The sequence below is a fragment of the Nocardia sp. NPDC004260 genome (assembly GCF_053603155.1).
Genome location: NZ_JBSGEZ010000017.1, coordinates 1 through 24,097 on the forward strand (window position 1 = coordinate 1; position 24,097 = coordinate 24,097).

At 68.3% G+C, this 24,097-nt stretch carries 28 protein-coding genes; 15 read left to right on the top strand and 13 right to left on the bottom strand.

Annotated features, from left to right (window positions below; translation table 11 throughout):
• Together ACWEO7_RS12535 and ACWEO7_RS12540 are read right to left on the bottom strand one after the other, a co-directional pair.
• Positions 1-1,077, bottom strand: a 1,077-nt coding sequence (locus ACWEO7_RS12535; protein ID WP_452423081.1) for a hypothetical protein, incomplete at its 3' end; no start/stop codon positions are given.
• Positions 1,078-1,362: 285 nt separating this feature from the next.
• A complete protein-coding gene (locus ACWEO7_RS12540) occupies positions 1,363-1,995 on the bottom strand; it encodes a TetR/AcrR family transcriptional regulator (protein WP_379254201.1) in 633 nt (210 codons plus the stop codon).
• 148 nt (positions 1,996-2,143) lie between these two features.
• On the opposite strand from ACWEO7_RS12540, the gene ACWEO7_RS12545 reads away from it, so the two are divergent.
• From ACWEO7_RS12545 to ACWEO7_RS12555, 3 genes are read left to right on the top strand one after another with little or no spacing between them, the layout of a single operon-like run.
• Positions 2,144-2,299, top strand: a complete 156-nt coding sequence (locus ACWEO7_RS12545) for a CopG family transcriptional regulator (protein WP_355075803.1) — start codon at positions 2,144-2,146, stop codon at positions 2,297-2,299.
• Entirely contained in the window at positions 2,296-2,637 is a 342-nt protein-coding gene (locus ACWEO7_RS12550) for a VOC family protein (RefSeq protein WP_452423083.1), read from the top strand. Before ACWEO7_RS12545 ends, ACWEO7_RS12550 begins: the two co-directional genes overlap by 4 nt.
• Before the next feature lie 4 nt (positions 2,638-2,641).
• The gene (locus ACWEO7_RS12555; RefSeq protein ID WP_452423086.1) at positions 2,642-3,493 is read left to right on the top strand and encodes a class I SAM-dependent methyltransferase; all 852 of its coding nucleotides are present in this window, start codon (positions 2,642-2,644) and stop codon (positions 3,491-3,493) included.
• Between the two features lie 80 nt (positions 3,494-3,573).
• On the opposite strand, the gene ACWEO7_RS12560 is transcribed toward ACWEO7_RS12555, so the two are convergent.
• A complete protein-coding gene (locus ACWEO7_RS12560) occupies positions 3,574-3,732 on the bottom strand; it encodes a DUF6011 domain-containing protein (RefSeq protein WP_364430161.1) in 159 nt (52 codons plus the stop codon).
• A gap of 228 nt (positions 3,733-3,960) precedes the next feature.
• Here ACWEO7_RS12560 and ACWEO7_RS12565 point away from each other — a divergent pair, with 228 nt between their 5' ends.
• Positions 3,961-4,377, top strand: a complete 417-nt coding sequence (locus ACWEO7_RS12565) for a hypothetical protein (RefSeq protein WP_452423087.1) — start codon at positions 3,961-3,963, stop codon at positions 4,375-4,377.
• A 188-nt stretch (positions 4,378-4,565) separates the two neighbouring features.
• Entirely contained in the window at positions 4,566-5,516 is a 951-nt protein-coding gene (locus ACWEO7_RS12570) for a serine/threonine-protein kinase (protein WP_452423089.1), read from the top strand.
• Here ACWEO7_RS12570 and ACWEO7_RS12575 read toward each other — a convergent pair.
• Positions 5,449-6,537 (bottom strand): Ppx/GppA phosphatase family protein, encoded by a 1,089-nt coding sequence (locus ACWEO7_RS12575; protein WP_452423091.1) that lies wholly within the window; start codon positions 6,535-6,537, stop codon positions 5,449-5,451. The two genes, ACWEO7_RS12570 and ACWEO7_RS12575, sit on opposite strands and share 68 nt — an antisense overlap.
• A gap of 150 nt (positions 6,538-6,687) precedes the next feature.
• Between ACWEO7_RS12575 and ACWEO7_RS12580 the strand changes: the two genes are divergently transcribed.
• Positions 6,688-7,110: a hypothetical protein gene (locus ACWEO7_RS12580; RefSeq protein ID WP_355075793.1), complete on the top strand. Its 423-nt coding sequence runs from the start codon at positions 6,688-6,690 to the stop codon at positions 7,108-7,110.
• Positions 7,111-7,153: 43 nt separating this feature from the next.
• Here the strand turns inward: ACWEO7_RS12580 and ACWEO7_RS12585 are convergent, their stop codons facing one another.
• Complete coding sequence (locus ACWEO7_RS12585; protein ID WP_452423093.1) at positions 7,154-8,077, bottom strand: SDR family NAD(P)-dependent oxidoreductase; 924 nt, start codon at positions 8,075-8,077, stop codon at positions 7,154-7,156.
• Positions 8,078-8,214: 137 nt separating this feature from the next.
• Between ACWEO7_RS12585 and ACWEO7_RS12590 the strand changes: the two genes are divergently transcribed.
• Positions 8,215-8,451, top strand: coding sequence for a hypothetical protein (locus ACWEO7_RS12590; protein WP_452423095.1), 237 nt, complete (start codon positions 8,215-8,217; stop codon positions 8,449-8,451).
• A 25-nt stretch (positions 8,452-8,476) separates the two neighbouring features.
• Here ACWEO7_RS12590 and ACWEO7_RS12595 read toward each other — a convergent pair whose 3' ends face one another.
• Positions 8,477-9,145: a TetR/AcrR family transcriptional regulator gene (locus tag ACWEO7_RS12595; protein ID WP_452423097.1), complete on the bottom strand. Its 669-nt coding sequence runs from the start codon at positions 9,143-9,145 to the stop codon at positions 8,477-8,479.
• A gap of 20 nt (positions 9,146-9,165) precedes the next feature.
• On the opposite strand from ACWEO7_RS12595, the gene ACWEO7_RS12600 reads away from it, so the two are divergent.
• The 4 genes from ACWEO7_RS12600 (at position 9,166) to ACWEO7_RS12615 (ending at position 12,770) form a co-directional block, all read left to right on the top strand.
• A complete protein-coding gene (locus ACWEO7_RS12600) occupies positions 9,166-10,173 on the top strand; it encodes a GlxA family transcriptional regulator (protein WP_452423099.1) in 1,008 nt (335 codons plus the stop codon).
• 103 nt (positions 10,174-10,276) lie between these two features.
• The gene (locus ACWEO7_RS12605) at positions 10,277-10,999 is read left to right on the top strand and encodes an alpha/beta fold hydrolase (RefSeq protein WP_452423101.1); all 723 of its coding nucleotides are present in this window, start codon (positions 10,277-10,279) and stop codon (positions 10,997-10,999) included.
• Positions 11,000-11,038: 39 nt separating this feature from the next.
• The gene (locus ACWEO7_RS12610; RefSeq protein ID WP_452423104.1) at positions 11,039-12,004 is read left to right on the top strand and encodes an alpha/beta hydrolase; all 966 of its coding nucleotides are present in this window, start codon (positions 11,039-11,041) and stop codon (positions 12,002-12,004) included.
• Positions 12,005-12,041: 37 nt separating this feature from the next.
• Positions 12,042-12,770, top strand: a complete 729-nt coding sequence (locus tag ACWEO7_RS12615; RefSeq protein ID WP_452423106.1) for an alpha/beta fold hydrolase — start codon at positions 12,042-12,044, stop codon at positions 12,768-12,770.
• A gap of 196 nt (positions 12,771-12,966) precedes the next feature.
• On the opposite strand, the gene ilvD is transcribed toward ACWEO7_RS12615, so the two are convergent.
• Positions 12,967-14,673 carry a dihydroxy-acid dehydratase gene (ilvD, locus tag ACWEO7_RS12620; RefSeq protein ID WP_452423108.1) on the bottom strand — a complete coding sequence of 569 codons (1,707 nt, stop codon included), beginning with the start codon at positions 14,671-14,673 and terminating at the stop codon, positions 12,967-12,969.
• Between the two features lie 129 nt (positions 14,674-14,802).
• Here ilvD and ACWEO7_RS12625 point away from each other — a divergent pair, with 129 nt between their 5' ends.
• A complete protein-coding gene (locus ACWEO7_RS12625; protein WP_452423110.1) occupies positions 14,803-15,189 on the top strand; it encodes a helix-turn-helix domain-containing protein in 387 nt (128 codons plus the stop codon).
• On the opposite strand, the gene ACWEO7_RS12630 is transcribed toward ACWEO7_RS12625, so the two are convergent.
• The 4 genes from ACWEO7_RS12630 to ACWEO7_RS12645 all read right to left on the bottom strand — a co-directional run bounded on the left by ACWEO7_RS12630 (position 15,190) and on the right by ACWEO7_RS12645 (position 18,383).
• Positions 15,190-15,783 (bottom strand): ClpP family protease, encoded by a 594-nt coding sequence (locus ACWEO7_RS12630; RefSeq protein WP_355075775.1) that lies wholly within the window; start codon positions 15,781-15,783, stop codon positions 15,190-15,192.
• Positions 15,784-16,002: 219 nt separating this feature from the next.
• Positions 16,003-16,608: a ClpP family protease gene (locus ACWEO7_RS12635; protein ID WP_450023977.1), complete on the bottom strand. Its 606-nt coding sequence runs from the start codon at positions 16,606-16,608 to the stop codon at positions 16,003-16,005.
• A 63-nt stretch (positions 16,609-16,671) separates the two neighbouring features.
• Positions 16,672-17,514 carry an SDR family NAD(P)-dependent oxidoreductase gene (locus ACWEO7_RS12640; protein ID WP_452423112.1) on the bottom strand — a complete coding sequence of 281 codons (843 nt, stop codon included), beginning with the start codon at positions 17,512-17,514 and terminating at the stop codon, positions 16,672-16,674.
• Complete coding sequence (locus ACWEO7_RS12645) at positions 17,511-18,383, bottom strand: SDR family NAD(P)-dependent oxidoreductase (RefSeq protein WP_452423114.1); 873 nt, start codon at positions 18,381-18,383, stop codon at positions 17,511-17,513. Before ACWEO7_RS12645 ends, ACWEO7_RS12640 begins: the two co-directional genes overlap by 4 nt.
• A 141-nt stretch (positions 18,384-18,524) precedes the next feature.
• Between ACWEO7_RS12645 and ACWEO7_RS12650 the strand changes: the two genes are divergently transcribed.
• Complete coding sequence (locus tag ACWEO7_RS12650; RefSeq protein WP_452423116.1) at positions 18,525-19,061, top strand: PadR family transcriptional regulator; 537 nt, start codon at positions 18,525-18,527, stop codon at positions 19,059-19,061.
• 87 nt (positions 19,062-19,148) lie between these two features.
• Here ACWEO7_RS12650 and ACWEO7_RS12655 read toward each other — a convergent pair whose 3' ends face one another.
• Both ACWEO7_RS12655 and ACWEO7_RS12660 read right to left on the bottom strand, forming a co-directional pair.
• Entirely contained in the window at positions 19,149-20,720 is a 1,572-nt protein-coding gene (locus ACWEO7_RS12655) for a hypothetical protein (protein ID WP_452423118.1), read from the bottom strand.
• 405 nt (positions 20,721-21,125) lie between these two features.
• Positions 21,126-21,737: a TetR/AcrR family transcriptional regulator gene (locus ACWEO7_RS12660; RefSeq protein ID WP_356967033.1), complete on the bottom strand. Its 612-nt coding sequence runs from the start codon at positions 21,735-21,737 to the stop codon at positions 21,126-21,128.
• A 90-nt stretch (positions 21,738-21,827) separates the two neighbouring features.
• Between ACWEO7_RS12660 and ACWEO7_RS12665 the strand changes: the two genes are divergently transcribed.
• Positions 21,828-23,036: an acyl-CoA dehydrogenase family protein gene (locus tag ACWEO7_RS12665; protein WP_452423120.1), complete on the top strand. Its 1,209-nt coding sequence runs from the start codon at positions 21,828-21,830 to the stop codon at positions 23,034-23,036.
• Entirely contained in the window at positions 23,033-24,088 is a 1,056-nt protein-coding gene (locus tag ACWEO7_RS12670; RefSeq protein ID WP_452423122.1) for a phosphotransferase family protein, read from the top strand. The genes ACWEO7_RS12665 and ACWEO7_RS12670 overlap by 4 nt, the downstream gene beginning before the upstream one ends.
• Positions 24,089-24,097 lie beyond the last annotated feature (9 nt).

Genomic DNA, 24,097 nt, shown 5'->3' on the forward strand with positions numbered 1-24,097 from the left:
CGCATCGTCAAACGAGCCATCTCCAAACACCGCGCCAAGGGCGACATCGACCGAAACACCTACAAGATTGAGATCGACGTCACCATCAACACCAGTTGACACCAGCCCGACCAGCCTATGTGAGCGGCATTGGGGCCGGGTGAGCTGATATTGCAGCGCCAGTTCGGTGAATCTGTACAACCCGGGTTCGCGTCCGAGTTGCTCTACGGTGTCGAGCAACTCATGGGCTTGGGCAGCGGCGACGGAGACCTGCCGGGGACCCGCGGTCACGACGGTGGCGGTGACCGGCACGCGCGCCGCAACGGACAGCTTGTCGACCACGCTGTCGAGATCGAGGGCGCTGAGCTGGGTGGCGGGAATGAGGATCGTTCCTCCGTCGACCGACAGCAGCGACAGCGCCCGGCCGTCGAACAGGTCGGCGAGGCCGGACTGCAGGCGGCGCAGCTTACGCCGGGCGACGACTCGGCTGTCGAGCTGGGGAAGGCTTTCGTCGGGATGCGCGGGCACGGCGACCGCGAGCACGAAATACTCGTCGGCGACGGGTATTCCACATTCGCGAGCCATCATCGAGGACGCGTGCCCGCCGAGCAGCGCCGAAGTCAAGGTGTGCGTCGCGGTGTGGTCCTCGGCCGCCACGGCTTTGCACTCTCGCACATACGCTTTGCTGACCGTCGCGGTGATGAGGTTCAAGAGCTCGAGCGTGACGGCGGTGCCCGCGATGAGGTCGGCGCGGCCGTCTTTGTCGGCGAACAGCATGCCCAATCCGAATTTGAACCCGGCGTGGATCGCATGGAGGATGCCGTCGATCGGGATCCCCTTCCTGGCCCATCCCGCCGCCGCTGTCTGCAGAATGTCGGTTCGTCCGGCAGATGCCTGCCCGTTCAATCGCTGGACGGCCCACTCCAAGCACATCCGAACCACGGCAGCGGCTTCCGCCTCGGCCGTGCCGCCGGGCAACGCGGCGGAATCGATGAGGTGCGCGACGACCTTCGCGGCTGCCCGATGGGTTTTCGGTGCATGCGGCGTGACGCGCCGCGCCTTGTTCGATTCGACGTGGGCGATGCTCTCGATCGTCACTGGTGACCTCCTTGTCGCCGTGGAACCGATGGAGCGCCGGGTTCGCGCTCGATCGGCGACCGTGACTACCTCGCGGTGTCCGCGGCGCTTTCTGCCGTTCGGTCCGTGGAAAAACGGTAAACCGCAGGCCGACTCAGCTGCTACTCCGCTTCGTGCGGCTGGGGAAGTAACGAAAAAATAGGCTTTGACCAGCAAAGATCATGAGGGAAAGCCCGATTTGGGAAGCACATGCACACCACATACATGGTCAGGTGCTCACTTTTTTGCGCAGAGCGCCACAGCTGCTCAAACGGCCGCGCGCGCCGCCGCCTCGGCTTCGGCCCAAGCGCCGATCATCCGCGCTGTCATGTCGATCGCCTCCGCGCGCGCGGGGTCGTCGACCTCCAGGGCGGACGCGCGCAAAACCGCCGCGAAACCGGTATTGATCACGACGAAGGTCATCACGTCGTACTCGTGATCGTCGCCCGGACCGAGCACTTGGATCAGCATCACTTTCACCAGCAGGCGCAGCCGCGGTTCGAACTCGGGAATGCCACTGCTGTAGAACTGCACACCGGCGACGAGCGCGCGCACCAACTTCGCATTGGCCACCAGCTCTTCGGTGATCACGCCCAGGATGTCGGCGGCGACCTGATGCATCGTTTTTCCCGACAAGTCGAAGACGCGCTGGGTGAAACGCCGCTCCACCGTTTCGAGCAACCGCTCGAGCAGTTCTTCGACCAGGACACCGCGATCGGCGAAGTACCGGTAGACCGTGCCGATGCTCACGCCCGCTTCCGCCGCGATCTTGTTCGTGGAGGTATTGGCGATACCGCGCTCGCCGAACAGCCGCGCCGCCGTGTCCAGGATGTGCTCCCTGGTCGCTTTGGCCCGCGCCTGCGAGGGGCGACGACGTTGACCGACAGCCTTCGGCGGCATGACTTCCTCCCGCCCGTCCACGGAAAATGAGCGTCGCTCATCTTAACCACAGCCACCGGCGTCGTGCTCGAACTCGGGTTCGATGACCCGCTCGACGGGCGATGCCGGAACCCTGTCCCTTAGCATGCTAGTTTGCTAGCATCATCTCGTGGCCGAGGAAGTGAAGCAGTTCAACGTCTACCTGCCGATCGAGCTGATCAAGCAGGTCAAGTACCGGGCGATCGAGTCGGAGATGTCGTTGTCGGCGCTGGTCACCGCCGCGCTGCGCGCCTACCTCGACGACGAAGGAGAGGATCGGCAATGACCACCGATGGCATCGAGGCCGTGTTCCTGGAGACCCACAACTGGGGCCGGATGGCGAAATTCCTGCAAGGGCTGGGCTTCACGGTCGACTTCGAGACCGATCACAATTCCGGCCGGTTCCGCAACGGCGAGGGAGCCTACGTCTTCGTGGCCGAGGTGCCGCCGACACAGCAGACGAGCACCCGGTTGGTGCTGAAGGTGGCGAGCCCAGAGGTACGTCCGGGCGACGGCGTCGAGATCCGCACCGACTTCGAGCCGACCCATTACGGGACGAGGGAAATGACCGTCTACGACCCGGACGGGCGGGTTTGGAGCCTGCAAGCGCCGGGAGAGGAGTGAGCCGATGACACCCGAGACGATCGCGCCGGACAGCACCGCGGTCCGGGTAGCGCTGTGGCGAGCCGTGCACGTGCTGCACGACCAGGCACCGCACGTGTTCGACGACCGCGTCGGCCTACGCCTGGCCGCGCCCGAGGACGGCTGGCGGGACCGCCCGGACATGGATCCGCAGTCCACCGCGCCGATGCGCGCGGGCATCGTGTCCCGGGCGCGTTTCGTAGAGGATCTGCTGGCCGAGCAAGCCGAGCGCGGCGTGGATCAGTACGTGGTACTCGGCGCGGGGCTGGACACCTTCGCCCAGCGCAGACTCGAACTGGCCGCACGGTTCACCGTCTTCGAGGTCGACCAACCCGGACCCCAGGCATGGAAACGGCAGCGCCTCACCGAACTCGGCTTCGACATCCCGCCGTGGTTACGGCTGGTTCCGGTCGATTTCGAAGTGGACGCGTGGTGGCAACGCCTCCTCGAAGCCGGTTTCGACCCCGCTCGTCCGGCGCTCGTCGCCTCAACCGGCGTCTCGATGTACCTGACCCGCGAGGCAAATCTCGCTACTCTGCAGCAGCTTTCGGCGCTCGCGCCGGGCTCCGCTCTGGTCACGACCTTCCTGCTGCCGCTCGAACTCGTCGACGCCGATGAACAGGTAATGCGCGGATTCGCCGAGGAGGGCGCCCGCCGATCCGGCACGCCGTTCATCAGTTTCTTCCGTCCCGAGGACATGGTGCGGCTGGCCGAAGACGCGGGATTCGCCGCCACCCGGCACGTCTCCGCCGCGGAGCTGACCGGCCGCTACTTCGCCGACCGGACCGACGGGCTGCGACCGGCCGAATCGGAACAGATTCTGATCGCGACGACCTGAACGCATCGGTCCGCCGGGCCGTCTCGCTCCCCATGCCACACGGCTATGGAGTCGATGCGGACAACGTACCGAACCCCCGGCTACGCCGCGACATCGAAAAGAGTGAGCTCTCGGGTAGATTGGGCGCGCAGCTCCGCGCGTTCACGGATCGCACAGGTCGGGCCGATTCCTTGTGCGACCGATTGTGGCGACAGCAGCCAACCGTGACAACGACGGCAATGCGCGACCAGTCGCACCACGGGGCGGTCATCAATGTCGGCCAATTCGTTCTCCTCTGGCCAGGTGACTACACCGCCAGTGTGGCATGAGGCACCGACATCTTCCCGTCCATTGCCGGTGTTTCCATCCGTGATCGGTCACTGTGGCGCCTTCGTCTGTGCGGTGATCACGCGCGATCCCCGGGCGTAGCCATCGGTTTACCGCAGCCTCATGAGATCTCGCACGCGCGCTGAGGAAAGATGGTGCCCATGACCGCTTCTCGACTGATTCGTTCGTTGGTGGGTACCGTGCCCGCGGTGCTCGCCGTCGTCAGCTTCACCGCGGCCGGAGGGGCCGCGACCGCCCAGGCCGCGCCCGGTATTCCTTCGGTTCCCGGCGTCGTGCAACGCCTGCAGATCGCTCCCGGCCAGAACAGCGCCGAGATCAGCGGCAACGTCGCGCAGGGCAAGGCCGACAGCTACTCCATCGCCACCGCGCCGGGGCAGCGCCTGAGCTTGGACGTCGCGGGCAATGCCCGCATCTCGGTGGCCCCGCTGATCGGGCCGCAGGTCGCCAACGAGGTACCGCACGCCGATCTCGTCGCCGACGGCAACGACTACCAGGTCCTCGTCTCCTCCGCCGACGGCTCGGCGGCTGGTTACACCCTCAAGATCACCCTCGTCTGATCCACCGCTGTACTGCCCGTCGGCCTGATGTGTCGTGCCACGACCTTCGGGCCGACGGGAGAAGTCTCGCGTCCCGCAGGCTGCGCGTCGGCGGGCATCATCGCGCTTACCGCGCGGGCGCAGTGCCGTTGAGCACACCGAAGGCAAACACCGGCGTGCGGCTGGAGGCATCGCACTATGGTGAGGCGGTGCTGCTAGAACCAGGTGACCAGTTCGCGGGCTTCGTCGTGCGGGCCCCGCTGGGACACGGTGGCAGCAGCCACGTGTACCTGGCCGAGGATCCGGAGTGGTCACGCCCGGTGTCCTTGAAGATCCTGGGGCCCGAGGACAGTCGGTCACCCGAGGCGCGCGCCCGATTCGTGCACGAGTTCGACATCTTGTCGGCGTTGCGACACCCCGACATCGTGCGGATGTACACGCACGGGGAAACCGACGGCAGGCTGTGGTCGGCACACGAGTACGTGGCGGGCGCGACGGGTTCGACATTGGTGCGTTCACCGCATCGGTACCCGGACCTGCGGCGGGTGCTCCACGTACTGACGCACGTCGCGGCGGGATTGGATTTCGCGCACGCCAACGGAGTGGTCCATCTCGACGTGAAACCGGCGAACGTGCTGGTCGGGACGGACGAGTCGACGGTGAAGATCTCGGATTTCGATTCGGCGCGGTGGCTGGATCGGCCGGAACCGCCTTTGGCCACCAACGGGTTCGTCGTCGTATCGGTGCCGTATGCCGCGCCGGAACTGCTGCGGGCGGAGACGGTGTCACCGGCCACCGACCAGTACGCGTTGGCCTGTTCCGCCGTCGAGCTGCTCACCGGCCACACGCCGTTCTCTCGCGTGAACCTCATGGCCACCGCCGAAGCGCAGCTGCACGAGCCGCCACCGGCGCTCTCCGCACAGCACCGCTGGATCCCGCCCGAGGTCGACGCGATCCTGCACCGGGCACTCGCGAAAGCCCCCGGTGACCGCTACGACTCCTGCGCCGAACCCGTCCGCCTGCTCACCGAGGCGCTTCGCGACGTCGACCCCCGCCCCATCGCCCCCATTTTGAACCGCCTCAAAGTCACGGTCACCCGCTCGCCACTGATGAATGCCACATTCGGACGATTCGGCGGCAAAGCGTTCGGCAACCGCTGATGCCCTGATCACACCCGCCGCGGGAGCACGCTGACCGGGGACTCCGGGCCGTGCCGGGCAGCTCGAGCGCGTGCAACGGCAGCGTCCGGTCGCTGTCGACGCGCGTGGAGATGTGTTCCAGGACGACCCCTTCTCGCAAGGCCCACGGGCTCACTTCCAGGCTGTCGATGTCCAGTGCCGCCATGGTCGCGTCCGCCACCATCGCTCCGGCCAGGATCTGACTCGCGCGTGCCGGGGAGACCCCGCGCAGGGCCGCCCGCTTCTCGGCAGGCATGACGGCCAGCTTGCGGACGCTGCCATGCACTTGGCCCCGCCGCAAGGTGCGCGCGATGAAGGGTCCGTGGCGTTGCGATGCGGCTCCCGAGAGGCGGGCGAGCTGTTTGAACGTCTTCGAGCTGCCGATCACGTGTCGTGGGGGCCCTTCCCACAGCAAGCGGTCGCGCACCTGTCCCAGGCAGTCGCGGATGTGCCTGCGCATCAGCTCGAGCTCCGACCGCCGCGGTGGGTCCTGGGCGAAGAACGCCCGTGTGAGCCTGCCCGCGCCGAGCGGCAGCGACAGCGACAGGCTCGGCTCGGCGTCGCGGCCGAGTGCGATCTCCATGGAGCCGCCGCCGATATCGAGCATGAGCAGCGTGCCCGCACACCAGCCGAACCAGTGGCGAACGGCCAGATACGTCAGTCGCGCCTCCTGCACGCCGCTGAGGAACTGGGGCCGGATGCCGCTGGCGGCCTCGATCTTGTCGAGCACCGCCTGCTGGTTCGGCGCGTCGCGGATCGCCGCGGTGACGAACGCGTAGAAGCTGTCGATGTCGTAGCGCGTGGCCTCGGACAGCACCCGTTCGACGGCGTCGGCGACCCGCTGCGCCCCGTCCGCGGTGATCACCCCGGCCGCGTCGATGTCGTCGCCGAGCAGCACCGGCTCCTTCAACGCGCGCAGTGGCAACGGAGGCGCCCCGCGAGAGGCGTCCACCACCAGAAACTGCGCGGAATTCGAACCGATGTCCAGCACACCCAGTCGCACGCCTGTCGCCTACCCTGCGCGGCGGCTTTCATACCCGACTCCGGCGCGGTTTCGGCGCCCGGTTGCGCCTACGCCTTCGGGTCCGCCCCGGTGTAGCGCTGATTTGCCGGTTTCCTTGCGATGAGCCGGTGCTGCGGCCACCCTGAAGGTATGCGGACCCGCGATATCGAGGTCGGGTGCACCTATATGGTGTTGGTCCCGCAGCGCTTGCCACGCAGTCGCTACCCCGACTGCGACCAGCCGGGTTCGCTCACGTGGGCGTGGTCGTGGCTGCGCGGCGGCCGGTTCCGGCTCACCGTCACCGACATCGACCACACCAGCGAGCCGACCACCGTCGAAGGGCTGCGGATCACCGCGAACTCCCGCATCGCGGTGATGCTGACCAGCGAGCAAGCCGACGCGCTCGGACTGCCCATGGGTGTATTCCGGGTGCGCGGGACCTTGTTCGACGGCGAGGACCGGCCCGTGCGCCTGCCCGAGGTCGAACCGCTGCGAGTCCCCGCCCGCTGGCTGCGGCCGGTCGAGCAGCCCTGCCTGACGCACCGCGATATCGATTGCTTCCCTTACCTGTGAGCGCTGGAAACTATCGTTTCCGGCCGGGTGGCGCGGAGCAGGCTCAGGCCGCGTAAGGCGCGATGAGCCGCTCGACGGCATCCCAGAGTTCGGCCTCGCGCGGCGGATCGTACGACTCCTCCGACGAGCGGGCGACCCGGTCGCGGTCGACGTAGGAGCCGGTCGGCGCGGCGGTGGCGCCGAGGACAACGTCCGCGAGATGGCGCCCGGCGGCAGCGCGGCTGGTCGCGAACGGCGTGCGGGTCAGTACCGGCAGGACGCGGCGCATCGCGAACCGGGAGACCGGACCCGCGTTGCGAGCGAGGTCGGTGCCGGGGACGAAGCCCGGGTTGAAGCCGATGGCATCGATGCCGTCCGGCAGGCGGCGGGCGTACTCGTGCAAGAGGTGGATGGCGGCGAGTTTGCTCGTCGAGTACGCGGTGCGCCCGGCGGCGGTGGTGCCCGGCTCGGAGAACGCGCCGGGGCGGGCGAGGACGTCCGCGGACCGCCAGACCGGGCCGGGCACCATGCCCAAGTTGTGCCGGAAGTCGCCGAAGTGAGTGTCACTCACGGTGATCACGATGCGGGACGGGGTGCGGAAGCGATCCTCGAGCAGGCGGATGAACAGGTGGTTGGCGAGCACGTTGACGGTGAAGGTGGACTCGAATCCGTCCGGCCCTTCGGTGAGCGCGTTCGTGTACTGGATTCCCGCATTGCCCACGAAACCGTGCAGCGGCGGCAGCTCGCCCAGGTCGAGCCCGCTGCGGATCTCGTCCGCGGCCGATCGCACGCTGTCCAGCGAATCGAGGTCCACCGGGACGTGCGAGACCCGGTGCCCGCCCGCGCCGAGTTCGGCCGCCAGTCGCGCACCGGTGGACCCGCGTGCGGCGACGACGAGATGCGCCTGCGGCGCCGCGTGCACGATGCGCTCCGCGGCGACGCGGCCGATCCCGCGACTCGCCCCGGTCATCACGATGGTCGAGGGCATGGCGGCTCCTTCACTGGATGACAGCCCGTCGGTCGCCTCGATGGTCACCGCCGCGGCCCTCGGCAGCCAGTGCCGCGCCCGTCACCAGGACTGACAGTACCCAGGCTGATGCGGCGCGCGGCGGCGAGAATGAGCGCATGGCTTCCGCTCGCTCCGGTTTCGGCGCGCTCCTGCACGCCTGGCGGGATCGTCTCGCGCCCGCGGACGCCGCGGTTCCCCAACTCGGCGACATCACCCTCGACTGCGACGTCCTCGTCGTTCCGGGCGCCGACCTGCGCATGGTCACCTACACGGCGGCGGGCGGCAGCGAGGATGCGGGGAAGCTCGACCTGCTGCGCGTCACCAACGGGCACACGGCGGGCACACTGCCCTGAACGCACGGCGATCGACGTCCCGGGGTCAGTGCACGAGCTGATCGGCCCATTCCCGCGGCAAGGCCGCGCTCGACACATCGGCGATCTCGTGCAGCCGCTGTGCGGGAAATCCCTGACGGCTGAGCTGGATCAGGCCTTGGGCGACCACCACGACAGCGGCGCTGACCGCCGAGAGCGTGGCTTCGTCGTCGTCTCCCGCGTCGTGCATCGCGGGCCGCAGCCGGTCGGCGACGCCCCGCTCCATCTCGGTGGTGGTGCGGCTGCCGATGGTGGCGACTTCGGGGATCCGGGTGCCGAGCTGCGCGATGCTGTTGATCATCAGGCAACCGCGCCGATCGGGTTGCGCCGCACAGTCTTCGATGATCGTTTGATACAGCGCGCGCACCGCGGAGCGCGCCGAACCGCGCGCCGAACCGATGGCATCGCGCACCAGACGCGCACGGCCCTCGCAATAGCGTTCGAACGCGGCCAGGAACAGTCCGCGCTTGCTGCCGTAGGCGGCGTAAATGCTCCCGTTCCCGACGCCGGTCGCGAGCGAGACGTCTTCCACCGAAGTGCTGTCGAAACCCTTCGACCAGAACAACTCGGTTGCGGCGTCGAGCAGGTTCGACTCGTCGAATCGTCGCGGCCGTCCCATGTGCTCACCGTACCAATCGGCGTGCGAACTGCGGCACATCGCTTGTTCTGGAGCCATGCCTCCACAATAATGGTGACATGTCCAACAACTTCCCCGCCTCGCCCAGCAAACGGGTGGGCATCCTGGTCTTCGACGGCGTGAAGATGCTCGACTTCGTCGGCCCCGCGGAGGTGTTCGTCGAGGCCAATCAGTCGGTGGCGGGGTACGAGGTGGTGCTGGTCTCGGCCGACGGCAAGGACGCGCAGACCTCGATCGGGGCGCGGGTGGAGGTGAGCTGCGCGGCAGCCGACGCGGGTCGTTTCGACACCGTGGTGATTCCGGGCAGCGAGCTGCCACCAGGGAAGTTCATGACGCCGGAGGTCTTGGCGGCCGCACGGCATCTTTCCTGCAACACCCGCAGGCTGGCGTCCATTTGCAGCGGTGCGTTCGTCCTGGCCGATCTGGGCCTGTTCGACGGGCGCCGCGCGACCACGCACTGGAAGTTCGCGACCGAACTCGCGCGACGCTATCCATCGATCGAGGTGGACCCGGACGCGATCTTCGTACGGGACGGCAACCTGTACAGCTCGGCCGGGGTCGCCGCGGGCGTCGATCTCGCGCTGGCGCTGGTCGAAGAAGACCACGGCGCGGGCGTCGCGCGGCGCGTCGCGCAGGCGCTGGTGGTCTACATGCAGCGCGCGGGCGGTCAGTCACAGTTCTCCGCGTCGCTGACCGGACCGGCGCCGCGCAGCCCGCTGGTGCGCGGAGTGGTGGATCTGATCTGCGCGGACCCGGCGTATCCGCATACGGTGCAGACGCTGGCCGCCCACGCGCGGGTCAGCGTCCGGCATCTGACCCGGCTGTTCCGCGCGGAACTGGAACGCTCGCCCGCGGAATACGTCGCGTTCATCCGCTTCGGCACGGCCAGGGACATGCTGCACGCCGGATACAGCGTGACGGAGACCGCCATGGCCGCGGGGTACGGCACCAGCGAGGCGTTGCGCCGGGCCTTCGTGGCACGCGTGGGCATCTCCCCGCGCAAGTACCAGCAGCGTTTCCGGTCGACCGCCCGCATCGATCCGGCGCTGGAGCAGGCCGTGTCCTGAACGGAGGCTTTTGTGGCCGGTGGGGAGGGGCGCGCGGCGGGGCCTACGGCCGAGACTGAGTCGGCCACAGCGCCGCTCACCGAGCGCTGGAGAAAGGAAAACGATGTCCGCCCCGGCAAGTCCGACCATCGTTCTGGTGCACGGCGCCTTCGCCGACGCCTCGAGCTGGTCCCCCGTCGCCGCACGGCTGCTGGACCAAGGCCATCGCGTCGTGGTTCCCCCGGTGTTCAACCGCAGCCTGTCGGCGGACGCGGCTTACATCAAGTCGTTCGTGGAACGGATCGACGGCCCCGTCCTGCTGGCCGGCCACTCCTATGGCGGTGCCGTCATCACCGTCGCGGGCGTCGCCGACAACGTGGTGGGCTTGGTCTACGTGTCCGGTTACGCTCTGGAAGAAGGCGAGAGCCTCGGACAATTACAGGGCGGATTCCCGGATTCCGATCTGGCGACCAACCTCGTCTACGCGCCGTACCCGATCGACGGTGACGAGCCCGGCACGGACGTCTCGGTCGCCATCCACGCATTCCCCGACGTCTTCGCCGCGGGCCTGGACCCGGCGAAGGCCGCGGTCCTCGCGGTCTCGCAGCGCCCGCTGTCGGCGTTCGCGTTCACCGAGCCCGCCTCGGCGGCAGCGTGGAAGACGAAACCGGCCTGGGGCATCGTGTCCAGCGCCGACCGCACCATCAATCCCGACGTCGAACGATTCGGCTACCAGCGAGCCGGAATGCGCGCGGTGGTCGAGATCGACGGACCACACCTGGTGATGCAGACCCACCCCGACGAAGTCGTGGCCGTCATCACCGACGCGATCGATCAATCCGCCTGAATTACCGCAGTTTCCACCACTTCTACGAGAGGCACGATCATGTCAGGTAACCCGCTGGGCATCTCGCTCGAACCGGCGGCGCAGGAGTTCGTCGACGCGACCTCGCAGCCGCCGTTCCTCTACCAGCTCCCGCCCGAGGAGGGGCGCAAGGCGGTGGACTCCGTGCAGGACGCGCCGATCTTCAAGCCCGAGGTCGACGAGGAGTGGATCACGGTCGAGGGCGGGCCGACGGGCTCGGTGCGGGTTCGGATCGTCAAGCCGCAGGGCGGCACCGAACCGCTGCCGGTGATCATCTACACCCACGGCGCGGGATGGGTATTCGGCGACGCGCACACCCACGACCGCCTGGTGCGCGACCTGGCCGTCGGCACGCACGCCGCCGTGGTCTTCCCCGAATACGACCGGTCGCCCGATGTGCGGTATCCCGTGGCCAACGAGCAGTCCTACCGGGTGGCGCGGTGGGTTACCGCGGAGGGCGCGGCGAAGGGCCTCGACTCGTCCCGGATCGCGATCGCGGGTGACTCTGTCGGTGGCAACATGGCCATCGCGCTGACCCTGATGGCCAAGGAGCGCGGCGACGTCTCCTTCGTTCAGCAGGTGCTGTTCTACCCGGTCACCGACGCCAACTTCGACACCGGCTCCTACCAGCAGTTCGCCGAGGGCTACTTCCTCACCCGCGAGGGCATGAAGTGGTTCTGGGATCAGTACACCACCAGCGCCGACGAGCGGGCGCAGATCACCGTCTCACCGCTGCGGGCGACCACCGAGCAACTGGCCGGGCTGCCGCCCGCGCTGGTCATCACCGCCGAAGCCGACGTGCTGCGCGACGAGGGCGAGGCCTTCGCGGGCAAGTTGCGCGCCGCGGGCGTGCCGGTCACCCAGGTGCGCTACGGCGGGATCGTCCACGACTTCGTGATGGTCAACTCGCTGCACGACACCCATGCCGCCAAAGCCGCGGTGGCTCAGGCCATCGCGACGTTGCGGTCCGCGCTGTACACCGACTGACCGGTCCCCGACCACCCGATTCGAAGGAACCACACTTGTGAGCACCGAGCCCGCCAGTCCTTCCACGCCGACCATCGTGCTGGTCCACGGCGCGTTCGCCGACTCGTCCAGCTGGAACGGGGTCATCGAACGGCTGCGCGCCCAGGGACATCCCGTGATCGCGGCCGCTAATCCACTGCGCGGTCTGGACAGTGACGCGGCCTATGTCGCGTCGGTACTCGATTCCGTGGAAGGGCCGAGCGTTCTGGTCGGCCATTCCTACGGCGGAAGCGTCATCACGGTCGCCGCCGCCGGAAGGAGCGACGTCGAAGCGCTCGTCTATATCGCCGCGTTCATTCCGGATGTGGGCGAGAGCGCACTCCAATTGACCGACAAGTTCCCCGGATCGACGCTCGGGCCCACCACGCGGGCCGCGTCCTATCCGCTTCCCGACGGGGGCACCGGTACCGAACTCTACATCCGGCAGGCGGAATTTCACCAGCAGTTCGCCGCCGACGTGCCCGCCGCCACGGCCGAGCTGATGGCCGCGACCCAGCGACCGGTCGCCCTCGACGCGTTGCAACAGCCCGCGACCGCCACCGCTTGGCGGGGCATCCGGTCGTTCGCGCTGGTCACCGGCGAGGACAAGAACATTCCGGTGGAAGCGCAGCGGTTCATGGCCGAACGCGCGAGCGCCGAGATCGTCGAGGTCTCGGCCTCGCACGCGGTCTCGGTGTCCGCTCCCGACGTGGTCGGTGGGCTGATCGCCCGGGCCGCAGCCGGTTAGGGATCCGCGCGGTCACGCAAAGCGGCCCGCGCGGCAGAAGAATCCGCCGCGCGGGCTCGCCCCGTCCTCTGCCTCATCTGCTCGACTGGTGGTGAAGCCGTCGAGCAGTACGCCACGGTGCGAAACGGCGGCTTCGGTTCCCAACCAGCGCGGCCGTGGTATTCCGCCCGGGTCTCGTGCGCTGCACCGAACGTCCTCAGCCGCAGACGGCCCCGGTCGAAGCCGAGCCCACCAGCTTCGTGTACTTGGCCAGGACGCCGCGGGTGTAGCGGGGCGGCAACGGTTCCCAGCCGGCGCGGCGGCGGGCGAGTTCGTCGGCATCGACGAGCAGGTCGAGCGTGCCCTCGGCGACATCGAGCCGAATGGGGTCGCCGTCGCGCACGAAGGCGATCGGGCCGCCGTCGACGGCTTCCGGCGCGATGTGCCCGACGCAGAGGCCCGTGGTGCCGCCGGAGAACCGCCCGTCGGTGAGCAGCAGCACGTCCTTGCCCAGGCCCGCGCCTTTGATGGCCGCGGTGATGGCCAGCATCTCGCGCATCCCGGGACCGCCCTTCGGCCCCTCGTACCGGATGACGACCACGTCGCCTGCCGCGATCGTGCCGTCTTCGAGGGCGTCCATCGCGGCCCGTTCCCGATCGAAAACCCGTGCCGTGCCGGTGAACACGTCGGAGTCGAAACCCGCCGACTTGACCACGGCGCCATCCGGTGCGAGAGAACCGGAGAGGATGGTGATGCCACCGGTCGGATGGATCGGCGCGGCCATCGCGCGGATCACCTTGCCGTCGGGGTCCGGCGGAGTGATGTCGGCCAGGTTCTCCGCCACCGTCCGTCCCGTCACGGTCAGGCAGTCGCCGTGCAGCAAACCGGCATCGAGCAAGGCTTTCATCATGACCGGCACGCCGCCGATCCGGTCCACATCGGTCATCACGTGGTTGCCGAAGGGCTTGACGTCCGCCAGGTGCGGCACACGGCGACCGATGCGCGCGAAGTCGTCCAGCGACAGGTCGACATTCGCCTCGTGCGCGATGGCCAGCAGGTGCAGCACCGCATTGGTGGAGCCGCCGAACGCCATGACGACCGCGATCGCGTTCTCGAATGCGGGTTTGGTGAGAATGTCCGACGGGGTGATGCCCTGACGGATCAACTCGACCACGGCCTCGCCGCTGCGCCGGGCGTAACCGTCGCGGCGCCGGTCGGTCGCGGGCGGCGCCGCGCTGCCGGGCAGCGACATGCCCAGCGCCTCGGCCGCGCTGGCCATGGTGTTGGCGGTGTACATGCCGCCGCATGCGCCTTCGCCGGGACAGATCGCCCGCTCGATCGCGGCGACGTCGTCCCGGCTCATCAACCCTCGGGCGCAGGCGCCGACCGCTTCGAAGGCGTCGATGATCGTCACTTCGCGCTCGCTGCCGTCGGAGAGCTTCGCGATTCCGGGCAGGATCGACCCCGCGTACAGGAACACGCTCGCCAGGTTCAGCCGGGCCGCGGCCATCAGCATCCCGGGCAGCGATTTGTCACAGCCGGCCAGCAGCACCGAACCGTCGAGCCGCTCGGCCTGCATCACCGTCTCGACGGAGTCGGCGATCACCTCACGTGAGACCAGGGAGAAGTGCATCCCCTCGTGTCCCATGGAGATGCCGTCGGACACCGAGATGGTGCCGAATTGCATGGGGAAGCCGCCGCCGGAGAAGACGCCGTCCTTGCAGCCCCGGGCGAGTCGCTCCAGAGACAGATTGCAGGGCGTGATCTCGTTCCACGAGGACGCCACGCCGATCTGCGGCTTCTCCCAGTCGTCGTCGCCCATGCCGACCGCGCGCAACATCCCGCGAGCGGCGGTCTTCTCCAGCCCGTCGGTGACGTCACGGCTGCGCGGTTTCAGATCGGGGACTTTCGAGTTCTCGGGCACGGTTCTCCATCATGCTCGCCTCCGCGCCGATTACCGCGACGACCACGCCGAATTCGCGAAGACCCGCCGCTCGTCCGCCCTGAGCGTAATGCCGGGCACTCCGGCGGCCCGGAACCGTACGCTCAGCTCATGAGCGAGCACCCGAGACTGCACTCGATTCCCGGTGGACGCGATGACCGGACCCCGCAACCGGACTCGCGAACACCGCCGGAACCCTTGTGGCGCGAGGTGCTCGGCGAACAGTTGCGCACCCTGCGGCAAGACCGCGGCGAGACGCTGGTCGAGACGGCCCGGCGGGCGGGCATCTCCCCGCAGTATCTGTCGGAGGTCGAGCGGGGACGCAAGGAGCCGTCGAGCGAGATGATCGCCGCCCTGGCCGGATCGCACGGCACCACGCTGGGTGAGCTCACCGGCCAGGTGGCGGACGAACTCCGCGCGCGCCGCCGGATCGCCCTCCTGCCGCGGTCGGCGCCGCGTTCCGGCACCGGGCCCACGCTCATGGCGCTGGCGGCCTGATCAGTCGCGCCGTCCCAGAACCTGGTCGACCAGGCCGTACTCGATCGCGGCCGACGCGGTGAAGACCCGGTCGCGGTCGGTGTCGTGCCGTAGTCGCTCCACCGACTGCCCGGTGTGCCGGGACAGGATCGACTCGATCTCCGCCCGCAGCCGCACCAGCTCGTCGGCCTGCAGGATCAGGTCGGGAATCGCGCCCTGTCCACGTGCGGCGGGTTGGTGTAGCACCACCCTGGCGTGCGGGAGCATGGCACGACGGCCCGGTTCGCCGCCCGCCAGCAGCACCGCGCCGACCGCGATCGCCTGGCCGACGCAGGTGGTCTGGATGGGCGAACGAATGTGCTGCATGGTGTCGTACACGGCGAGCATGGAGGACAGATCGCCGCCCTCGCAGTTGATGTAGAGGTTGATCTCCTGCTCCGGGCTCTCCGATTCCAGGTGCAGCAGCTGCGCGATGAGCGCGTTGGCGACCCCGGAGTCGATCGGCGTGCCGAGGTAGACGATGCGCTCGGCGAGCAGGTGGGAGTAGATGTCGGTGATCCGCTCCCCGCCACGCGGATGCTGCGCGATCACATTCGGGATGGTGTAGGTGCTCATGCTGTGTCCTTTCCGGCATGATCGGGCCCCTCCGTGGTCACGCTGCGCTGCCGCCTCCGGGGCTGACCGATCATGCTGTGCCCGCTTCCGGCACGATCGGGCCCCTCCGTGGTCACGCTGCGCTGCCGCCTCCGGGGCTGACCGATCATGCTGTGTCCTTTCCGGCATGATCGGGCCCCTCCGTGGTCACGCTGCGCTGCCGCCTCCGGGGCTGACCGATCATGCCGAGATCCCGATTCGCTGGCGTTGCGGGACGATCTGCCCGAACGAGTCGACGATGTGGTCGATGAAGCCGTACTCCTTGGCCTGCGCCGCCGTGAACCACCGGTCGTGCAGCGAATCCTCGTAGATCCGATCGAACGGCTGACCGGTGTCCTCGGCGATGATCCCGAGCACGGTGTCCACGGTGTAGCGCAGATCGTCGGCCTGCACCTCGACGTCGACGGCCGTGCCGCCGATGCCCGCCGACCCCTGGTGCATCAGCACCCGGGCGTGCGGCAACGCGAAACGTTTACCCTTGGTGCCCGACGACAAGAGGAATTGACCTGCGCTGCAAGCTAATCCGAGCGCTAGCGTGGAGACTTCACACGGCACCAGCCGCATGACGTCGCGGATGGCGAGCATCGAGGGGACCGATCCGCCCGGTGAATGGATCCACAGTGAGATACCCGCCTCGGGATCCTCGGCGGCGAGCGTGAGCAGCTGGGTCATCAGCAGCGTCCCGTTGTCGTCGTCGAGCGCGCCGTCGAGCACGACGATGCGGCGACTGAGCAGTTGCTCGCGTGCCCGCCAGCTGAACATCGGAGTCTTGTCATCGTGAGCCATGGCTCCACGGTGCCGCACGCGTGGCGCCGGACCGTTCCCTTGCTGCCCTCGGCAGATCCGCTCTCAGCAGTCGAGCAAGGGATCCCGAACCGGTGCGGCGAACGGGCCACGCAGCCGTTCGGTCACCTCCCACAGCCGCAGCGCGGTATCCCGGTCGTAGGATGCGTCCGAGCTGCGCGTCTCGGTGAAGCGGTTGTAATAGGCCCCGTTCACCAGATCCCGCGTCGTCGCCAGGTGGACGACCGGCGCGGCGCCTTGCCGCGCGGACAACGCCGTCAGGTGCAGCATCGCCACCCGCGCCCGTGGAAATTCCCGGCCGAGGTCGGTGCGCACGAAGCCGGGATGCAGTGCGGCCACAGTCAATTGCGGGTACCTGCGACGCAGTTCGTAGGTGAACAACAGGTTGGCCAACTTGGTGCGGCTGTAGGTCACGAACGGGTCGAAGTTCCGCTCGCTCGGCAAGTCGTCGAAGTCGATGCGCACCGGGCCCGCGCGGAACATCGACTGCCGGTGGCCTTCGGAATTGACGTTGACCACCCGGCCGCCGCCGCGACACAGCAACGGCAGCAGTCGTCCGGTCAGCGAGAAGGGCGCGAGATGATGGACGGCGAGATTCAGCTCGATTCCCTCGCCGGTCACGCGACGTTCGGGAGTCATGACACCGGCGTTGTTGATCAAGATGTCCACGCCGTCGAACCGCTCGGCGACCCGCTCCGCGACGTGGTCGATACCCGTCGAGACCGCCAGATCCGCACGCACGAACCGGCCACCGGTCTCGCGAGCCAGCCGCGCGCCTTTTTCCGCGTCGCGGCCGACCAGCACGAGCTCGTGGCCGTCCTTCGCCAGCCGCAGTGCCGCTTGCCGTCCCAGCCCGGACGTGGCCCCGGCGAACACGATCCGGCTCATCGCGCCGCTCCGGCCGCCACGTCGGATTTGCCCAAGCCCAATGCACCGGCGATCACCCGATCGCGCAGGCGGAAAGGCAGATACGCGAGCATCCGCAGCATGCGTGCGTCCGAACTCGCGACGTAGCAGTCTTTGGGCCGCCTGGCCTCGGCTGCCCGCACGATCGCGTCGACCACCGTGCCGACCGGCCGTGTCTTCTGTTCCGCCAGCGCCTTTTCGACGGCGGCCAATTGTGCGCGGTACAGCTCGACACGGTCGGCGTCGGCCAGCAAGAGTGCTTCGCGTGCAGCCGATTCGGCCTTGGCGAAGATCGTCGTCTCGAGCGCGCCCGGCTCCACCACCGAGACCGGGATGCCCCAGGGCGCGAGCTCGACGCGGGCCGCGTGGGACAACGATTCGAGCGCGGCCTTGCTCGCCGAGATGGGTCCCAGGTACGGCATCGCGGTGCGAGCGCTCGCCGCGCTGATGTTGATCACCCGGCCGCCGCCCGCCCGCAACAGCGGAAGTGCGGCCACCAGGACCCGGTGCGGGCCGTAGACATTGATGTCGAACTGCCGGTGCAGTTCCGCGTCGGGGACCAGCTCCAGCGGGCCCTGCACGATGACGCCCGCGTTGTTCACCAGCACCTGTAACCCGGCTGGGCCACGGTCGGCCGCGACCGCGTCGAGCGCATGGCGAACGCCGGCGCTGTCGGTCACATCGAGTTCCACCGGCACGACGTTCGCGTGCCCGAACCGGGGGGTGTTTCGCAGCGTCCGCACTCCGGCGTAGACGCGGTAGCCCCGCCCGGCGAACGCCTCGACGGTGGCGGAGCCGATTCCGCCGCCCGCACCGGTGATCAGCACCGCCTTCGAACCCTGAGTCGTCATATCAGCCTCCATAAGTAGCCAGCTACATGTTTCTTTCAACATGTATAAAGCTACATGTTGGTACAGTCAAGACGGTGAACTGCGGCAGAACGACAGAGGTACGCTCCAGCCGGGCCACCGATCACGGAATAGGGAGCGTCGATGTCACTGCGTCACGGGTTACTCGGACTTCTCGCCGACCAGCCCGGCAGCGGCTACGACCTGACGCGCCGATTCGAGGAGATGCTCGGCGCGATCTGGCCCGCCAAGCATCCCCAGATCTACGGGGAGCTGACCAGGCTCGCGGAAGAAGGACTGGTCGAGGCGGCGGCGGAGGGCCCACGCCGGCGTAAGGAGTACCGCATCACCGAGGACGGCGTCGCCGAGTTGCGCCGCTGGCTGGTGCACGTCGATGTGGACCACACCATCCGTCTGGAACCGGTCCTGCGCTCGTTGTTCTTCTGGCTGTTGAACTCCGACGAACTGGAGGCGCACCTCACCAGGGAAGCCCGGTTCTACCGGGAGAAGGCGGAGATCTACCGCGAGTACGCGAACGCCAAGGACCGCGGGGACTTCGGCGACTCCCCGCAGACCCGTTCGATGCGTGTCACGGTCGAAGCCGCGGTCCGACTGTACGACGCCCTCGCCGAGTGGGCGGAGTGGGCGAAGACAGCGCCTTTGTCCGACCCGGAATCCTGACGCTCCGAGCGCATTCCGACCGGAAAGACGCCGATGCCCGCCGGGCGCGTGGCGCGCCGGCGGGCATCCTTACCGGGGGCGAGCTCGCTAGGACTCGCGACCCGCGGTGGAGGCGGAACGCTGCCTGCTGGTGCGGGCGCGGCGGCGTTCGGCCTGCAGTTCGGCGAGCTCCTGCTCGAGGATGTCGGCGACGCGGAACGAACCGGTGTCGTAGATGTCCGGCGGGCGAGCCGTCGGCGCTTGCGCGACGTCGGGCGCGGGGCTGTCCTTGCCGTTCTTCGGCTCCGGCGTCGAGTTGTCACTCTTGCTGTCCGCCAGCGGTTGCCGGGTGACGGCCGGGATCTCGGCCGTCGAGATCTCCGTCTCGGCCACCGGCGTACGCGGCTTGGCCGGCGGCGTCTGCCGGACGACCACCTTCGCCGCGGCGGAGTCTTCTGCGGGCACGCGCGCGGCCGGACGGGACTCGGCCTTCGCGACCGATACCGGTACGGGCTCGCTCGCAGCGAGCTTCTTCCCGTTGGCGGCGGGCGCACCGCCATTGGTGACGATGACGTCGGTGTCCTTGACCTGCACCGGCGACGTGGGGCGCGCGTCGAAAGCCGCCATCGCGTCGAGATCTTCGATGGACTCGGGCAGCACGGGCTTGCGCGGCGCCTCGACCGGCGGCCGCTTCTTCTCGGCTTTCACCGTGGCCACGGGCGGCTCGTCGGAGACCTCCGACAGGAACTGGATTTCGGCGACCTCGACCACCTCCTGCTCGACGACCTCCTCCGGGGGCGCCGCGACAACAGGAGGCGGTTCGTAGTGCACCTGTTCGGGTGGAGCGCTCGGCGCCTCGGGCGCGACCGGCGCGCGGTATCTGGGCAGCGTGAGCCGGATCTGCTCGGCCGGGTCGGGCAGGTCGCGGACCTGCTCGGTGGCCCTGGCGATGGCGAGGCCGTAGCGAGCGCTCGCGGCGTCGTGGATGAGCAGCGCGACACCGATCATCACCGGCGCGATGGCGTGCACGGCCGCGTCGTACCAGGCGCCCGCGCGCAAGTAGGGGTAGGTGTTGAGGCTGACGGTCAGCGCCAGCAGGGCGACTTCGGCGGTCGCGACCTGGCGGCGGTTGTCGATCACACCCCATTCGGCGACCTTGTTCGTGCCGATCATGATGATGATCAGGCAGACGCTGATCATGCCTTCGAGCAGGTAGCTGAACCAGTAGAGCGGATCGGTCGCGCCGCCGGGAGCGATGTTGTGCTGGACGTTGACCGCCGACCACAACATGCCCGCCGCGACGACACCCGCCAGCGCGCGCAGCGACCAGGACCGATGCCGATACAGCGAGGCCAGCTTCGCGTGCGGACTGGATTCGCGTCGCTGCGCGGCAATCGCCTTGCGGGCGAGCAGGAGATCTCGCATGTCGGCCTTCTCGATCGCTTCTGTGGTCTGCCTGGCGCGGTCGGATGCCGCGGCGGCAGCCTGCGCCTCTTTCCAGCGCTGTCCGCGCTCCTGGGTGCGAATCCGTTCGGCGAGCTCACGTTCGGCATACAGTTCGTCCTCCGACAGCGCCTCGGTGAGCGCGGGATCGAACTGGTAGGCGAGCCGTCCACGGGCCTTCTCGACCCGCCTCGCCAGCTGTGTAACCTCGTCCTCGATGGGATGTTCGATGACCATCAGCGCTCTCCGCACGGGAGACTCGATGGCAGACAAGTGATCACGTATGGCAACGGCACGTTTTATTCATAGTCGATCCACCGCTACCGGCGAAACTGTTCATTTGCCATCTCGCAAAACTATTCGGCGTGCCGCGGACGACACACGCTGTGCGGCGTGATTCCCGGCGGTCGCAAGCGCTTCCTTCCCCGCGCGTCAGACCATTGATCGCTCTATGCTGAACTGGCGCGCTTTCCCTTCGCGGCGGCGCGTGCGCTCCCGCAGCGCGTTCGGATACGCCGGTGCCGTCGAGATTCGCCCCTCGGCGGCACCGGGCCGACCGCGTTCCGCCATTTCCGCGCACCGAGTATTTCGCGCGGCCATTCCGGCCCGCCGAATCGCGGAGACCTTCTCGCACCGGGCGGCTCACTCCGCAGGCGGATCCGCCCGGCATTCGGCGTCCACCGAGTCGAGCACCCGCGACAACGTGTCGAACAGCAACGAGTCCAGCCGGTCCTGGTCGACGTCGTCGCGGGACAACCACTGCACCGTAAGGTCCTCGGCCATCGCCCACCACGAACGCACCACCAGGCGCTCGGCGGTCGACCGCGCGGGCCTGCCGAGCGCGGCGAACACCCGATCGGTCAGTTCGTCGTGCATCCGCTCCATGATCGATTCGAGGACCGGGTCCTGCCCGGCGGCGCGCAGCAGCCCCACCAGCGGTCCGCTGCGCTTGCGCATGTAGCTCACGAAGTTCGCGATCATCGACGCGAGCGGATCCGCGGCGTCGGGGTCCGGGCCGGTGGCGCGCAGGAATCGCTGCGACGCGGCGCGGACGAGTTGCGCGTAATAGTCCTGCTTGGTCGGGAAGTAGTGGAACAGCAGCCCGCGCGAGATGCCCGCCTGCTGCGCGACCGCGTCGACGGTGATCCGGTGCCAGGGCCGGTCGATCAGCATGCCCAGGCCGATTCCGATCAGCTGCCTGCGCCGGTCGTCCGCCGAGCGGCGGCCGCCCGGCTCCACGGCGACCTCGGTCATCCACCCTCCTCTATTGAGCAATGCTCAACAATATGCTACCAATGACCTGACCGGAAGTTGAGCAATGCTCAGCAGACCTCGAGGATGGGTATGGACTTCACGCATTCCGATCGAGCCGTCCGCCTCACCGATCAGGTGCGGCAGTTCGTGCGCGAGGAGATCGAGCCGCGCGACGAGGAGCACGCCGCCGCCCTGCGGGAATCGCCATGGGCGGTTCCGCCGGTGGTCGAGGAGCTCAAGAAGAAGGCGCGGGACGCGGGTCTGTGGAACCTCTTCCTGCCCGATCCGGAACTCGGCGCGGGCCTGAGCAACGTCGACTACGCCCCGATGGCGGAGGCGATGGGCAGTTCCGGGTGGGCGCCGGAAGTGTTCAACTGCAACGCGCCCGACACCGGCAACGCCGAGGTGCTCCTGCACTACGGCAGCACCGAGCAGCGGCAGCAGTGGCTGCGGCCGCTGCTGGACGGCACGATCCGCTCGGCGTTCTGCATGACCGAACCCGAGGTGGCCTCCTCCGACGCGACCAATATGGCCGCGACCGCCGTGGTGGACGGTGAGGAGATCGTGCTCAACGGCCGCAAATGGTGGAGCACCGGCATCGGCCATCCGAACTGCAAGTTCGTCATCTTCATGGGCCTCACGGACCCGGAGGCGCACCCCTACCAGCGGCATTCGATGGTGCTGGTTCCGCTGGACACGCCGGGCGTGCGGGTCGAACGGATGCTCACCACCTTCGGCTACCTGGACGAGCCCTTCGGCCACGGCGAGGTCACCTTCACCGACGTGCGGCTGCCGCTGGACGCCGTGATCGCCGGGCCGGGACGTGGCTTCGAGATCGCGCAGGGCCGTCTCGGTCCCGGCCGCATCCACCACTGCATGCGCGCCATCGGCCTCGCCGAGCGCGCGCTCGAACTGGGCTGCCGCCGCGCCCTGTCGCGCACCGCGTTCGGCAAGCCGCTGGCCAACCTCGGCGGGAACCGCGAGCGCATCGCCAACGCGCGCGTCGCGATCGATCAGGCGCGGTTGCTGGTCCTGCACACCGCCTGGCTGCTTGACACCAAGGGCTTGGCCGGCGCGCGCAGCGAGGTCTCCCAGATCAAAGCGGTCGTGCCGAGGATGACCCAAGAGGTGCTGGACATGGCGATCCAATTGCACGGCGGGGCGGGGCTTTCCGATGACTTCCCGCTGGCGCGCGCGTTCGCGGGCATTCGTTCGCTGCGCTTCGCCGACGGCCCCGACGAGGTGCACCTCGGCGTGATCGCCCGGCAGGAGCTGCGTAAATACGGGACCGACCGGTGAGTGCTCCGGAGGCCACCGCCGTCCGCGCGGAGGACGCCTTCGACGTCGCCGCCCTGCACACCTGGCTCGCCGAGCGGGTTCCCGGTCTGAGCGAGCCGCCCGAGGTGCGCCAATTCTCCGGCGGCGCGTCCAATTTGACGTACCTGCTGCGCTACCCGGATCGTGACCTGATCCTGCGCCGTCCGCCGAGCGGAACGAAGGCGGCCTCCGCGCACGACATGGGCCGTGAGTTCCTGGTGCAGGAGCGGTTGCGTCCGCACTATCGCTACGTGCCGCGGATGGTGGCCCGGTGCGCCGATCCGGACGTGATCGGCAGCGATTTCTACGTGATGGAGCGGGTGGCGGGGACGATCCTGCGCGGCGATCTGCCAGAGGGCACCAGCCTGTCCCCCGATCAGGCGAAGCGGTTGTCCACCACGGCTTTCGACTGCTTGATCGAATTGCACCAGGTCGACCCCGAGGCGGCCGGTCTCACCGGAATCGGCAAAGGCGCGGGCTATGTCGGCCGCCAAGTCGCGGGGTGGTCGCGGCGCTTCGTGAACGCGCGCACCGACAACGTCAGCGATTTCGCCGCGGTGACGGCCTGGCTCGATGCCAACCAGCCCGCGGACGTCGCCACCACCGTCATCCACAACGACTTCCGGCTCGACAATCTGGTGCTGGATCCGTCGGGCTCCGGCGCGATCGTCGGTGTGCTGGATTGGGAAATGGCGACGCTGGGCGACCCGCTGATGGATCTCGGTGGCGCGCTGGCCTACTGGGTGCAGGCGGACGACGACGAGGTCATGCGGGCCTCCCGACGCCAGCCGAGTCACCTGCCCGGCATGCTGACCCGCGCGCAAATCGTCGAACACTATTGCGCGCGCACCGGCCGTTCCGCCGAGAACTGGCCGTTCTACGAGGTCTTCGGGCTGTTCCGCCTGGCCGTCATCGCCCAGCAGATCTACTACCGCTACCACCACGGCCAGACCACGAACCCGGCGTTCAAGGATTTCTGGATGATGATCAACTACCTGGATTTCCGCTGCCGGAAGATCGCGGGCCTCGAGTAACGCGTCACG

What these genes read in the sequence shown, in the direction of transcription:
- ACWEO7_RS12540 (WP_379254201.1), bottom strand. Translation starts at nt 1,995, where the DNA reads ATGCCGCCGAAGGCTGTCGGTCAACGTCGTCGCCCCTCGCAGGCGCGG.
- ACWEO7_RS12550 (WP_452423083.1), top strand. Translation starts at nt 2,296, where the DNA reads ATGACCACCGATGGCATCGAGGCCGTGTTCCTGGAGACCCACAACTGG.
- ACWEO7_RS12555 (WP_452423086.1), top strand. Translation starts at nt 2,642, where the DNA reads ATGACACCCGAGACGATCGCGCCGGACAGCACCGCGGTCCGGGTAGCG.
- ACWEO7_RS12565 (WP_452423087.1), top strand. Translation starts at nt 3,961, where the DNA reads ATGACCGCTTCTCGACTGATTCGTTCGTTGGTGGGTACCGTGCCCGCG.
- ACWEO7_RS12580 (WP_355075793.1), top strand. Translation starts at nt 6,688, where the DNA reads ATGCGGACCCGCGATATCGAGGTCGGGTGCACCTATATGGTGTTGGTC.
- ACWEO7_RS12585 (WP_452423093.1), bottom strand. Translation starts at nt 8,077, where the DNA reads ATGCCCTCGACCATCGTGATGACCGGGGCGAGTCGCGGGATCGGCCGC.
- ACWEO7_RS12590 (WP_452423095.1), top strand. Translation starts at nt 8,215, where the DNA reads ATGGCTTCCGCTCGCTCCGGTTTCGGCGCGCTCCTGCACGCCTGGCGG.
- ACWEO7_RS12595 (WP_452423097.1), bottom strand. Translation starts at nt 9,145, where the DNA reads ATGGCTCCAGAACAAGCGATGTGCCGCAGTTCGCACGCCGATTGGTAC.
- ACWEO7_RS12600 (WP_452423099.1), top strand. Translation starts at nt 9,166, where the DNA reads ATGTCCAACAACTTCCCCGCCTCGCCCAGCAAACGGGTGGGCATCCTG.
- ACWEO7_RS12605 (WP_452423101.1), top strand. Translation starts at nt 10,277, where the DNA reads ATGTCCGCCCCGGCAAGTCCGACCATCGTTCTGGTGCACGGCGCCTTC.
- ACWEO7_RS12610 (WP_452423104.1), top strand. Translation starts at nt 11,039, where the DNA reads ATGTCAGGTAACCCGCTGGGCATCTCGCTCGAACCGGCGGCGCAGGAG.
- ACWEO7_RS12625 (WP_452423110.1), top strand. Translation starts at nt 14,803, where the DNA reads ATGAGCGAGCACCCGAGACTGCACTCGATTCCCGGTGGACGCGATGAC.
- ACWEO7_RS12630 (WP_355075775.1), bottom strand. Translation starts at nt 15,783, where the DNA reads ATGAGCACCTACACCATCCCGAATGTGATCGCGCAGCATCCGCGTGGC.
- ACWEO7_RS12635 (WP_450023977.1), bottom strand. Translation starts at nt 16,608, where the DNA reads ATGGCTCACGATGACAAGACTCCGATGTTCAGCTGGCGGGCACGCGAG.
- ACWEO7_RS12640 (WP_452423112.1), bottom strand. Translation starts at nt 17,514, where the DNA reads ATGAGCCGGATCGTGTTCGCCGGGGCCACGTCCGGGCTGGGACGGCAA.
- ACWEO7_RS12645 (WP_452423114.1), bottom strand. Translation starts at nt 18,383, where the DNA reads ATGACGACTCAGGGTTCGAAGGCGGTGCTGATCACCGGTGCGGGCGGC.
- ACWEO7_RS12650 (WP_452423116.1), top strand. Translation starts at nt 18,525, where the DNA reads ATGTCACTGCGTCACGGGTTACTCGGACTTCTCGCCGACCAGCCCGGC.
- ACWEO7_RS12655 (WP_452423118.1), bottom strand. Translation starts at nt 20,720, where the DNA reads ATGGTCATCGAACATCCCATCGAGGACGAGGTTACACAGCTGGCGAGG.
- ACWEO7_RS12660 (WP_356967033.1), bottom strand. Translation starts at nt 21,737, where the DNA reads ATGACCGAGGTCGCCGTGGAGCCGGGCGGCCGCCGCTCGGCGGACGAC.
- ACWEO7_RS12665 (WP_452423120.1), top strand. Translation starts at nt 21,828, where the DNA reads ATGGACTTCACGCATTCCGATCGAGCCGTCCGCCTCACCGATCAGGTG.